Origin of the sequence: Streptomyces sp. NPDC046465 (assembly GCF_040646035.1) — a bacterium.
In the GTDB taxonomy this organism is placed as follows: Bacteria; Actinomycetota; Actinomycetes; order Streptomycetales; family Streptomycetaceae; genus Streptomyces.
This window is the reverse complement of sequence record NZ_JBEYZK010000030.1, coordinates 26,701-38,863: the sequence shown is the minus strand read 5'-3', so window position 1 is coordinate 38,863 and position 12,163 is coordinate 26,701. Positions and strand designations below refer to the sequence as shown.

Sequence of the window (12,163 nt, the reverse complement as noted above, 5' to 3'; positions counted from 1 at the left end):
CCCGCTGAAAGACGCCATGCCGAGCATCCCCCACACCGAAGGCCCCGATCCGACCTTCGCGGCCGTGTTCCGCCAGGCCCTGCAACAGCGCGGGCTGCCGCTGGAACGTGTACGTGACCACCTGCGCGCCCAGCAGATCACCGTCAGCCTCGCCACCCTCAGCCACTGGCAACGCGGACGCAGCCAGCCGGAGAGAGCACAGTCGCTGCGCGCCGTCGACGCGCTGGAACCCCTGCTCAACCTCCCCGGCGGCGCCCTGCGTTCGCTGCTGGGCCCACACCGGCCACGCGGCGCCAGCGCACCGCACGACCCGGCCGCAGCCCGCAAGGTCTACGGCGAGAACTCGGACCTCGAGCAGGCCCTCGGCGACGCGTTCCCCCGCTTCAACGCGGGCCTGCGGCTCCTGACCGTGCACGAGACGGTGAGCCTGGACGAGCGCCGCTCCATCCACGAGACGTCGATCACCACCGTGGTGCAGGCCGTCCGCGACGCCGTCGAGCACCTGACCGTCGTCCATTTCCTCGACTCCCCGCAGGCGGGGACGGTCGACCTCAGCGTCCCGTGCGGGCCACCGCCACGGATGCGGTTCCTGCCGGAGCTTGGCTGCGTGGCGGCGGACATTCCGCTCGGGCGCCAACTGACGAGAACGGAGACCGCGGTGGTCGCCTACACGCTCCGCTCCGCGTCGGACGTCTCCCACCAGCACGAGCGTCGCATCACCACGCCACTGCGCACGTATCTCCTGCACGTGCGCTTCCATCCGCGGGCCACGCCGACCACCTGCTGGAGCTACCACCGCGAGCAGATCGGCGCCGAGCCGCAGCACCGCCACCGCACCACTCTCGACGCCTTCCACACGACACACCTGCTGCCGGCGCACTGCACACCAGGTGTGTACGGGATCGAGTGGAAATGGCCCGACTGATTCAGGAATCGGTCATGATCAGGTTGCCGTCCGGGGTGCGCCGCGCGAGCTCGCCGGTGCGGAAGAAGCCGTCGGCCGTGAAGGAGCGTGCGTTCCGGTCGGGCGCCCGGTAGTAGCCCCGCACCGTGCAGGGACCGCGGACCAGTAGTTCACCGGGCTCCCCGTCCCCCACCTCCTTGCCCTCGGCGTCGATCACGCGGATCTCGTCGTCGGGTGAGAACGGTCGGCCCTGCGTGGCGAGCACGGTCTCGTCCGGATCGTCGGGCCGGGTGAGCGTCAGCACGCCCTCAGCCATGCCGAAGACCTGCTGCAGACGGCAGCCCAGTTCCGCACCGAGCCGTTCGGCGATCGGCCGGATCGGGGGTGCGCCGCGCGGGGGCGCGCCGCCGATCTGCAGGAGACGCAGGCTGCTCAAGTCGGCCTGGACCGTGGGGAGAACCTCGAGCCAGCGCCGGGCGTCGGCGGACGTAACCGACGTGAGCGTGACCCGCTCCCGGCCGATGGCCGCAAGGCACTCGGCGGGTTCGGAGTTCTCGACCAGGACGACGGTCCCGCCGACGGAGAGGGTGCCGACGATCCCCGGGCAGCCGAGGGCGAAGTTCGACTCAGCGGACAGCGCGGCGAGGTAGACGTCGTCCTCGGTGAGCGATACGAGCTCGGCGGCGGCCCGCGCCTGGCAGGCGTAGTCGTTGTGGGTGCGCGGAACGACCTCGGGCACCGCGGTGGAGTTGTCGGAGAGCAGCATGAACGCCACCTGTCCGGCGCTCTGCGCATGTGCTCGGTCGGGCGGGGCGTCGATGGAGCTCAGGGGGAAGTAGTGGCAGCCCGACGGGTCGACCGTGAGGCCGCCGTACGCAGACGAGGCGCCCGTCGGCTCGAAGGTGAACACCCGCCGCAGGAAGACGCCTTGGGCCGCGATGTCCGCGGCCATCGCCGTGTGGTCGAAGCCGTCGTACGTAGAGGGGCCGACATAGCCGACGGCTTCGGTGACCCGCACGAGGCGGGACACCACAGGCGCGCGGAGCGAGACCGGGCAGAGCACGGGGATCGCGCCGGCCCGCATCAGGGCGAACATGGCGATGACGAGCTCGGGGACGTTCGGCAGCTGCACGACGACACGTTGCCCGGGCCGGAGGCCGCGCAGCCGAAATCCGGCGGCCATGCGGTCCGCGCGCCGGTTCAGGTGCGCGTACGTGATGCGGGTGTCGCCGTGCACGAGCGCGGTCCGCGGGCCGTGCCGCTGAGCCCAGCCGCGCAGCAGGTTGTCCAACGTGTTGCCGCGCCAGTGCCCGGCCGCCCAGTACCGGTCGACGAACTCCTCGGGCCAGGGTGTGCAGCCGCCGAGCATGGAGGTCATGCGCTTCCTTCTGTACCGACTCGTTCGCCTTGTGCTTCACCGTGACGACGCGCTCCAGGACCGCGCCTCCCGCCCCCACCCAAGCCGTCCACACCTCACACGGGCAATATGCTGTACGAACCATGGACGCTCACTCCCCTCGGCGGAAAGTCCAATGAACCCCGACGCCCGGCTGAACGCCTACAGTGCCGTTTCCACGGATCTCGCCCTGCGCAGCGACCGGGAATTGCGCGGCATGGCCGACACGGCCGCACCGCTCGACTCCGGCATCGGCGGCAGCTCGTCGCTCCTGAAGATCGCCGGCATGCCGGTCTTCGTGAAACGTGTGCCGCTCACCGAGCTGGAACAACAGCCGGAGCATTTCCGGTCCACGGCCAACATGTTCGGCTTGCCTCTCTTCTGCCAGTACGGCATCGGAAGCCCCGGCTTTGGTGCGTGGCGAGAGGTCGCCACGCACACGATGACCACGAACTGGGTGCTCGCAGGCGCGTGTCAGGGGTTCCCGCTCATGTATCACTGGCGGGTCCTGCGGGACACCGCGCCGACCGCTCCTCCCCCGGAACTCGCCGATGTGGACCGGGCCGTGGCCTACTGGGGTGGTGGGTCGGCGGTACGCCATCGCATCGAGGCCCTCAAGGAGTCCTCAGCCGACGTCCTGCTGTTCCTGGAGTACATCCCGCGAACCCTGCACCAGTGGCTCACGGAGCAGGTGGCGGCCGGTGACGAGGCCGTCGACCGCGCCTGTTCCCTCATCGAGAAGGAGCTCCTGGCCGGTACCTCCTTCATGAACGACCGCGGGCTCCTGCACTTCGACGCCCACTTCCAGAACATCCTGACCGACGGTCGGCGCCTCTACTTCGCCGACTTCGGTCTCGCGCTTTCGTCCCGCTTCGACCTGTCGCCCGCGGAGTCCGCATTCTTCGACAGGCACGGGACGTACGATCGCGCGTACACCCTGAGTTATCTGGTGAACTCCCTCATCACCGGGTTGTACGGATACGGGAGGAGCGGGCGAGAAGCACTGATACGCGCGTGCGCCGAAGGGCATCCGCCGCCGGCAGGCCCCCGTGAAGCAGAGGCTGTACTGACTCGACATGCACCACTGGCCGCGGTCGTGACCGACTTCTACGTCAGGCTGCAGCACGAGAGCCGCGACATTCCGTATCCCTTGGAGACGATCCGCCGAATCCTCGAGTCGCCGTGCAACTGAGCAGCTCCAGGGGAGAAATTGCCGTGCGGGCACACGGGATCATGTCCGTATACTCGTGCGAACTCGGAGACTCAGAGACTCGGAGGTCAGAACGGGGGGGGTAGACAGTGAAGCTTGCTGAAGCGCTGGCTGAGCGTGCTGAGGCGACGCGTCGCGTGGAGCAGCTGCGAGCGCGCGTCGTCGGTAGTGCGCGGTACCAGGAGGGCGAGACTCCCCCCGAGAACGCGGCGCAACTGCTGGCCGATGCCGCTGAGGTGCTCGACACCCTCGAGTCGTTGATCCGGCGGATCAACCGGACCAACGCGACGGTGGACCTGGGAGAGAGCGGCACGCTCACCGATGCGCTCGCGCGCCGGGACGTGCTGCGGCTGCGCCACTCCGTGGTCACCGCGGCGGCGGACGCGGCGGCGGGCTCGGGCGACCGGGGTTACGGACGGCAGCTGCGGTCCGAGCTGATGATGCTCGCCGCCCTGCCCGTCGCGGAACTGCGCGATCAGGCGGATGGGCTCGCGCGGGACATCCGCGAGATCGACGTGCGGATCCAGCGTGCGAACTGGGAAGCCGATCTGCTGGACTGACCGGTCCTCGCAGAGGCGAGCCGCGCCGACGGGTTCGGTGCGGAGGACGGCGATGGGGAGCAGGTAGCTGTTCCGGAGGCGTGCACACACCGAGGGTCGGCGGTCTCCGGCCCACACCTGGCGCGTGAAGAGCAACGCAGGGGTTCGATTCCCCATCGACAGCGCAGCTCAGCATCGCGTACAGGTGATCGTGCACAGTGCACAGCACATCACCACGTGCAGATCCGGGCGGTGAGGGCGGGTTCGGGGTCTTCCCACATCGCGGGGCCGGGCTCGGCGCTGTAGGGTGCCGGCCCCGGCCCGTCACTCCACTTGGCCCACCTGAGTGATCCGCTCGTCCCCGAGGCTTCGCTGGACGTCTGTCAGGAGGATGCCCAGCAACTCGGTGAGCTGGGACTGCTGCTCACCGGTGAGGCCACTGATCAAGTCGGCCTCCCTGCCGAGGACTTGGTCCACCGTCGCCTCGACAAGTGCGTGACCGGCCTCGGTGAGCGTCACCTCGACGGTACGGGGGCGCCCCTCCCCGGGGCGGCGGACGACCAGCCCCTCGCGCTCCGCGCGGGCCACCCGCTGGGAGACAGCGCCCGCCGTGACCATGGAACGGCGGCCCAATTCGCGGGTGGTCAAGGTGTAGGGCGTCCCGCTGCGGCGCAGCACGCTGAGCAGATCCAGGGTCGCGGTGTCCACGCCCGCACGGGCGAGCACCCGGCGCCGGTCGTCGCCGAAGAGCTTGGCCAGTTGCCAGATCGGCGTGACGATGCCGATCGAGGTGGCCGGGGTGCCGGGGCGCTCGCGCTCCCAGGCCGCGGCGATGTCCTGTGCGGTGTAGGCGGCGGCTTCGCCCCTCCCGGCGCCGTCCGCCCCCGCGGCTTCTGCCCCCGCTGCTTCCACCCTGGCTGCTTCCGCCCCGGCCCCTGCTGTCCCGGCCTCAGCGCTCATGTTCCCTCGCCTGCTTCAGTGATACGTTTAGGTCTAAATTTAGGCCTCAACGGATGTACGGAGTTCAGCTTATGACACGCACCGTCCTGATCACCGGCGGCGGCACCGGCATCGGCCGCGCGACCGCCCTCCACTTCGCCGAACGCGGCGACACCGTGTTCGCCACCGGCCGTCGGCGCGCACCGCTCGACCGACTGGCCGAGGAGACCGGCGTCCGCGGCCTCGTGTGTGACCACACACAGCCCGAGGCGCTCACCGCCCTCCTCGCCGGGCTGCCGGAGCAGATCGACGTCCTCGTCAACAACGCCGGTGGAAACACCGACTTCGACGGCGATCCGGGCCCGGACCTCGCGCTCGGCGGCGAAGCCGACCTGGCCGCCTACGCGCAGGCCTTCCGCGCCAACCTGGACGCGAACCTCGTCAGCGCCGCCCTGACCACCCGGGCGCTGGACGGCCGCCTCGCGGCCGGTGGAGCGGTCGTCCACATCGGGTCGATCGCCGCGAGCCGGGGCTCCGGTCCCTACGGGGCCTACGGCGCCTCGAAGGCCGGCCTCTCCACCTGGAACCTGGACCTGGCACAGACGCTCGGCCCGCGCGGCATCACCGCCAACGTCGTCGCGCCCGGCTACATCGCGGACACCGAGTTCTTCCGGGACCGCCTTCAGGAGGACCGGCGCGAGCAGCTCGTGGCCGCGACCTCGACGGGCCGCGCCGGCACACCCGCGGACATCGCGGAGACCATCGCGTTCCTCGCGTCCCCCGGCGCACGTCACATCACCGGGCAGGTGCTGCATGTCAACGGTGGCGCATACATGACCCATTGACGCACGACCGGCACACGTTGCCGCGTTCGCCCCCTCCCGGCGCATGGCGCGAAACCAACCTTGACCGCGGCCTGCCAAAGTCTATGGTCCGGACTAAAAGTCTATGGTCCGGACTAATCGACCGTCGTGAACATCTGGCCCCACCACAGCACTTCACGCTGCACACCCCCATGAAGCAATGCGGTGAAGGAGCACGCATGGACAGGAAACGGAAGATCGCCGCCGCGATCGGCGCCGGCCTCGCGCCGGTGCTCGCCCTCACGCTGCCGACCGGTTCGGCCAGCGCGCACGGATACGTCAACGCCCCCGCGAGCCGACAGGCGCAGTGTGCCGCGCGCACGGTGGCCTGCGGCGAGATCAAGTACGAGCCGCAGAGCGTCGAGGGCCCCAAGGGCCTGCGCAGTTGCAGCGGCGGCAACGCCAGGTTCGCGGAGCTCGACAACGACAGCAAGGGCTGGCGGGTCAGCGACGTCAGCAGGACCCAGACCTTCACCTGGACGTTCACCGCGCGGCACCGCACCCTGAACTACGAGTACTTCGTGGACGGCACGAAGGTCGCCACCGTCGACGGTCACAACCAGCAGCCACCGGCGACCGTGTCGCACCAGGTCAACCTCGGCAGCGCCACCGGCAGGCACAAGATCCTCGCGGTGTGGAACATCGGCGACACGTCCAACGCCTTCTACGCGTGCATCGATGTGAACATCCGCTGACCGGAGGAACAGCTGCTGCGTCGCCCCCGCCAAGGCGCGTCCGGGCTCTCCCCCGTGCACCTGGGCGTGGGGCCGACGCGCACTCGCATGTCCCGATGACGTGAACTCACGTGTGACACGTGGTTGTTGCGGCGTAGGTTGTTCGCGCAACGGTTCACGCCACGGTTGAAAGACGGACGGTACCCATGACCGACCCTGCCACGACGCCCGGTCCAGCCGCTCACCAGGCGATCGACACGATGGTGCCGCACTCGGCCCGGATCTGGAACTACTGGCTGGGAGGAAAGGACAACTACCCCGTCGACGAGGCCGCAGGCGACGCGTACAGCACCGTCTTCCCCGGCATCGTCACCGTTGCCCGCAGCAGCCGCGCCTTCCTGCAGCGCAACATCACCCATCTCGTCACCGAGGCGGGCATCGGGCAGTTCCTGGACATCGGGACGGGCCTGCCTACGGTGGACAACACCCACGAGGTCGCCCAGCGACTCGACCCGCGGGCCAGGATCGTCTACGTCGACCACGACCCGATGGTCCTCACCCACGCCCGCGCCCTGCTCACCTCCACGCCGGAGGGAGCGACCGCCTACGTGGACGCCGATCTGACGGACCCCGACCGCATCCTGGCGGCCGCATCGGAGACGCTGGACCTCACCCGGCCCACCGCCCTGATCCTCAGCAACATCCTGGGGCACATAGCCGACTACGACCGGGCGCGCGCCATCGTCGCCCGGCTGATGGAGGGCCTGCCGTCCGGCAGTCACCTCTCCGTCAACGACGGTTCGCGGGGCGTCGAAGCCACCTATGAACAGGCGCAGGACGCCTACAACGCATCCGGTGCCGTCCCGTACTTCCTGCGGCCCGTCGACAGGATCGCGGCCTTCTTCGACGGCCTGGAGCTCCTGGAGCCCGGGGTCGTCTCGGTCCCCTTCTGGCGACCGGACCCGGACTCCGCCGCCCCGGTGCCCATCGGCGAGCACGGCGGCCTGGCCCGCAAGCCGTGAGGGTCTGCCTCCCGGACCGTCAGACAGTGCCCAGGTCCGCCGAGTACCAGCGCTCGGGCCGCAGGTAGTAGACGGCTTCGACGCCTTGTTCCTTGACGGCGGACTTCACGTACGGCTCGACGCGGTCGGCCGGCAGGTAGCGCGCCGTCAGCTCGCGCAGCTGCTCGATGGTGGCGTCCTCGGTGCGGACCACCGGGCCCTCCACGGAGACGTAGCGGACAGTCGGCTCCAGCCGGTCGACCATCAGCGAGAAGCGTCCCGCGGCGGCGAGCAGCTTCCCCTTCTTGGAGTCGCGGGCGGTCATCACCCACAGCTCGCCGCCGGGGGCGTACTGGTACCAGATCGGCAGCGTGAGCGGAGCCCGTCCTTCGCCCGCGTCCACGGCCAACGCCCCGATGTGCGGTTCGGCCAGAAACAGCTCGCGTTCTTCGACGCTCAGCGGCATGGGGATCTCCTTCGATCGTGGTGTGGTGGCCCCGTCATGATCCTCAACTCACCTGCCACAGAGGGTATTCCGCGCCTCCGTGAGAACACACCCGGGCCTTGATCACCACCCCATTCACTCATTCGGGTGACATGAGGGCGCCTCCGAGCGGAGCATCGCGTGGGCCCGAGAGCCTAGGTGGGAGCCATTGTGCGCACCGGGGGGAGGGGGCAGAGGCATGGATAAAGCGGTCGCCGTGAACGGCGGGACTCTGCTGATACTTGGGTCCCTGCTGATACGTAGTGCCTCCGGCACCCACCGCACGCCTTGCCCGGCCGCCTTCCTCCGCGACACCTCCGAGGCCTCGTACCGCTGAGCCCGGACGCGACGCCGGGGCCCTCCGGGGCCCGACGCCCATGAGGTCGGCCTTTCTGAGATCGGCGCCACGCACCACACGACCGCCCATCCGCCTCGCGCAGGCGCTTCGAAGGATTCCCTTGACGGGAGAGTCACATGGCCGCCTCCCCATCGCCTGAGCCGTTCCGGCTACTGCGGGCGACCGACCTGCTGGACCTGCACTTCGCGTTCCTCGGGCTGCGCCTGGAGCGCCCCCTCCTCGGCCCACGACGACTTGTCCGCAAGGATTCCGGGCAACCGGCCTTCCTTGTGGTCACGTTCGGGCCCCAACACGTCGTCGAACAAGCCTTCCTGGAGCTGAGTCCGGGCCTGCCGCAACCAGAACCCGGCGCGGCCCCCACCGGCAGTGAGCCGCACAAGCCGCCGCCGGTCGCGTCCCGCATCGGCGGCCGCAGCCTCCTGGTGTTCACCGTCGCCGCCGACACCTCCGTCGAGTACACCGAGTCGGGCCTGCTCACCGCCATGCGGACGCTCCCGCTGCGGGTGGTGGACGCCGCCCGGGAGCCCGTGTCGGCGGCCCGCACGGCGCATGCCGCGACCGGTCGGCCGCTCGATGTCTTCCAGGCGTTGCGGCTGGCCCGGACAGCCGCGGAACTGGCCGCCCGGCACGGGCCGGAGGCGCCCGTCGCCGCCGAGCTCCGCGCGGCACCCACCCCGGCGGGGGTCCGTGACTCGACGGCCGCCGCGGGCCCCGGGCCCGAGAACCCCCTGGCGGACGCCGCCAACCCGCGCACCGGCATCGAACTGCCCTACCGCCTGCTCCTCTCCCCGCCCCAGACGGCGACCTGGACGCACCGCGTCGCGCTGCCCGACCCGGGTGACCGGATCGAGCTCTGGCACACCCGGATGCCGGCGGGCCACGCCCGGGCGGTGTGGACCCGCGACCCGGGCTTCGATCCGGCGACCCCGCGCGCCCTCCCCGCCGGTGGCAACGAATTCCGTATGGCGATGGACCGCAAGGACCGGTCGTCGGTGGTGCACCTGAGCTCCAACCACAACCTGGCGGGCGGCTTCACGCCCGCGCCGATCGGCGTCGACAACCTCGTACTGTCCACGATGGGCGGCTGGCTCGACTCCTTCGGCCAGTGGGAGAGGCCCCCGGACGGCTTCGACGTCACCCAGTGGCGGCACCGCGCCGCACTGGGCCGGGACCACTACGTACGCGTCATGTACCGGGGGCGGCTGTGGCCGTTCGGGCACCTGGCGGATCTGGTCAAGGTCACCGAGCGCAAGTTCGACCACGCGCGACCGGACCGCGCCGCCTACCTCAACCAGCGGTTCTTCATCATGGTGCGCGAGCCGGTGCGCGGCTACGGAATGCCGCAGGAGAACGACGACCAGAAGCGGCTGCACCGGCTGTTCCCGTTCACCAGCGTCCGGCTGCTCACCTTGGTCACACCCGATCTGAAGGAGCCGCAGACGATTCCGGGGCTGTCCGCCCCCGGCGTCGAACCCGACGAGAAGCTCGCGTTCTTCCCGGTGTCCGCCGCCGAGGATCCCTTCCAGTTCCAGGTGAGCATGGTCGACCTCGACGGTCGCCTCCTGGAGTTCCGCACGCCGATGGCTTTCGTCGGGCAGCTGGTGCACGCGGACAAGGCCGACGTGCGGACCATCATCGAGCACTACCGGAGCCTGTGTTCCGATCCGGCGCCCGTGCCGCCGGACGTCGGTGATCCGGGGGTCAGGCGGGTCGTGGCGGATGTGCGCGGCCAGTCCATCGCGTACGCCCCGAGCCGCAAACCGGGCGACACGACGCTGTCCACCGGGCAGTTGGTCTGGGGGGCCGCGACGACCGAGGCGATCCTCGACCTCGACGCCACCGATCACCCCCGGTTCGTACCGACGGTGCGCTGGGCGCGGGCCGTGGTCCCGGCCCTTGGCCAGTTCGGCGGCGGCTTCGGGGCCGACCAGCCGCACTCGGTGTTCTATCCCGAGCCGTACGTGCGGAACGCCTTCTCCGAGGCGAACAAGGGGCAGGTGTTCGTCGAGCTGGCCGAGCCCGTCGGCCTGACCTTCCGTGACGACGGCCAGTCGTCCGGCGCGCTCGCCCAGCCCAACTTCCCGGTCGCCGGGCTCTCCCGGCTCACCGGGCCGGTCGCGGCGACCCCGGACCGGGCCGACGCCGTGCCCGTGGACAAGTGGGCCAAGCTCGCGCAGGGCAGATTCAACCCGCTCGACTACTTCGGCGACCTGGCGGGCGCCAAGCTGTTCGGGATGTTCCCGCTCACCGAGATCCTGAGCGAGATCGGCCTCGACAACCTCAAGGCGCCGAACTTCTTCACCGCGACCGTCGACGCGGTCACCGGATTCCTCGGCGACCTGCTCGGACTCCGCGACCTGCTCGCGTCCGTCCAGGAACAGTTCCCGGAGACCAGGGACCGCGTCATCCGGGTGATCGACTCCGCCGCGGCCTTCGCGCAGGCCCTCGTCGACTACATCACCAGTCAGTTGGAGGACTCGTCCGACCCCACCACCATCGGGGACGTCGAGGCCGCCTTCAACACGTTCTCCGCGGCTCTCTCCGCGCTGCGTCTCGGCCTGCCCGCGGCAGTGGACACCGGCGTGCGGCAGGTGCTCCAGCGGATCGCCGAGCAGGCCGCCACGTGGGACAGCACGGTCGGTCAGGCCCTCGCGCTGAAGAAGGCGATCGAACAGGCCGCGCTCGGCGCCAAGTTGCCGGACGTCGTGAACTCCCGCATGCAGTGGCAGCCCGACATCAAGGCCTGGACACCGGGCAAACCGACACCGACCAAGCCCGAGGACGCCGTGTTCTGGCCGACGGGCAAGCTGACGCTCGTCACCGACCTGCGCGGCTCGCTGCGGCCGGACGTGCCGCAGGCCGCGGACGTGACATGCACGCTGGGCAAGTTCGATCTGCGCATGGTTCCCGGGTTCGACGCGGTCGTGCTGCACTTCGACCAGATCCGGTTCAGCATGCGTGCTGGCAAGAAGCCCGACGTCGAGGTGAAGTTCGGCGGTGTCGACTTCGTCGGCAACCTGGACTTCGTCCAGACCCTGCGCAACATCATTCCGCTTGACGGGTTCAGCGATCCACCGGCCATCACGGTCGACCCGTCCGGGATCCACGCCAACTACTCCATGCAGTTGCCGAGCGCGGCGGTCGGCGTCTTCAGCCTGGAGAACCTCTCGCTCAACGCCGCGCTGTCCGTCCCGTTCATCGGTGACACCCCGCTCCAGGCGGGCTTCTCCTTCTGCCGTCGCGAGGCGCCCTTCCGCCTCACGGTGTCGATGCTGGGCGGCGGCGGCTACTTCGGGATCGTCCTGAACCCCAAAGAGATCGCCGTACTGGACGCGGCCATCGAGTTCGGGGCCGCGGTGTCCGTGAACTTCGGGGTGGCCAGCGGCAGCCTGTCGGTGATGGCGGGCATCTACTTCCGGCTCGATCTGGCCCAGAACAGTGTGACGCTCGTCGGCTATCTGCGGGCGCGCGGCGAGGTCGACGTCCTCGGGATCGTCTCCGCCTCGATCGAGCTCTACATGGAGCTGGGCTACCAGGACGGCTACGCGGTCGGCCGGGCCACTCTGACGATCAGCATCGAGATCGGCTTCTTCGAGACGTCGGTGACGATCCGCTGCGAGCGGAGGTTCGCGGGCAGCGGAGCCCGCGCCGCGGCGCTCGCGTCGGGTTCGGCCGACCCGGCCCTCGGCCCGCCCACGTTCGTGGACCTCATGTCCCCGTACGACGACCCCACGACCGGCCTGCGCGTGGATCCGGTCTTCGACTACTGCACGGCGTTCGCGGAGGTGCGCTGAC

10 protein-coding genes are annotated in these 12,163 nt (G+C 69.9%); 7 read left to right on the top strand and 3 right to left on the bottom strand.

What is annotated here, in order from left to right; genetic code table 11:
* Positions 1-16 precede the first annotated feature (16 nt).
* Positions 17-925, top strand: coding sequence for a hypothetical protein (locus tag ABZ953_RS34375; protein ID WP_361732549.1), 909 nt, complete (start codon positions 17-19; stop codon positions 923-925).
* Between the two features lies 1 nt (position 926).
* On the opposite strand, the gene ABZ953_RS34370 is transcribed toward ABZ953_RS34375, so the two are convergent.
* A complete protein-coding gene (locus ABZ953_RS34370; RefSeq protein WP_361732547.1) occupies positions 927-2,282 on the bottom strand; it encodes an AMP-binding protein in 1,356 nt (451 codons plus the stop codon).
* A 154-nt stretch (positions 2,283-2,436) separates the two neighbouring features.
* On the opposite strand from ABZ953_RS34370, the gene ABZ953_RS34365 reads away from it, so the two are divergent.
* Both ABZ953_RS34365 and ABZ953_RS34360 read left to right on the top strand, forming a co-directional pair.
* Entirely contained in the window at positions 2,437-3,492 is a 1,056-nt protein-coding gene (locus ABZ953_RS34365) for a protein kinase family protein (protein WP_361732545.1), read from the top strand.
* 107 nt (positions 3,493-3,599) lie between these two features.
* Positions 3,600-4,070 carry a DIP1984 family protein gene (locus ABZ953_RS34360; RefSeq protein WP_361732543.1) on the top strand — a complete coding sequence of 157 codons (471 nt, stop codon included), beginning with the start codon at positions 3,600-3,602 and terminating at the stop codon, positions 4,068-4,070.
* Positions 4,071-4,373: 303 nt separating this feature from the next.
* Here ABZ953_RS34360 and ABZ953_RS34355 read toward each other — a convergent pair whose 3' ends face one another.
* Entirely contained in the window at positions 4,374-5,009 is a 636-nt protein-coding gene (locus tag ABZ953_RS34355) for a MarR family transcriptional regulator (protein ID WP_361732541.1), read from the bottom strand.
* Between the two features lie 71 nt (positions 5,010-5,080).
* On the opposite strand from ABZ953_RS34355, the gene ABZ953_RS34350 reads away from it, so the two are divergent.
* From ABZ953_RS34350 to ABZ953_RS34340, 3 genes are all read left to right on the top strand, one after another.
* Positions 5,081-5,833: an SDR family oxidoreductase gene (locus tag ABZ953_RS34350; RefSeq protein WP_361732539.1), complete on the top strand. Its 753-nt coding sequence runs from the start codon at positions 5,081-5,083 to the stop codon at positions 5,831-5,833.
* 197 nt (positions 5,834-6,030) lie between these two features.
* A complete protein-coding gene (locus ABZ953_RS34345) occupies positions 6,031-6,546 on the top strand; it encodes a lytic polysaccharide monooxygenase auxiliary activity family 9 protein (RefSeq protein ID WP_361732537.1) in 516 nt (171 codons plus the stop codon).
* A 185-nt stretch (positions 6,547-6,731) separates the two neighbouring features.
* Entirely contained in the window at positions 6,732-7,547 is an 816-nt protein-coding gene (locus ABZ953_RS34340; RefSeq protein ID WP_361732535.1) for an SAM-dependent methyltransferase, read from the top strand.
* 19 nt (positions 7,548-7,566) lie between these two features.
* On the opposite strand, the gene ABZ953_RS34335 is transcribed toward ABZ953_RS34340, so the two are convergent.
* Complete coding sequence (locus ABZ953_RS34335) at positions 7,567-7,992, bottom strand: pyridoxamine 5'-phosphate oxidase family protein (protein WP_361732533.1); 426 nt, start codon at positions 7,990-7,992, stop codon at positions 7,567-7,569.
* Between the two features lie 492 nt (positions 7,993-8,484).
* On the opposite strand from ABZ953_RS34335, the gene ABZ953_RS34330 reads away from it, so the two are divergent.
* Positions 8,485-12,162 carry a hypothetical protein gene (locus tag ABZ953_RS34330; RefSeq protein ID WP_361732531.1) on the top strand — a complete coding sequence of 1,226 codons (3,678 nt, stop codon included), beginning with the start codon at positions 8,485-8,487 and terminating at the stop codon, positions 12,160-12,162.
* Position 12,163: the final 1 nt, after the last annotated feature.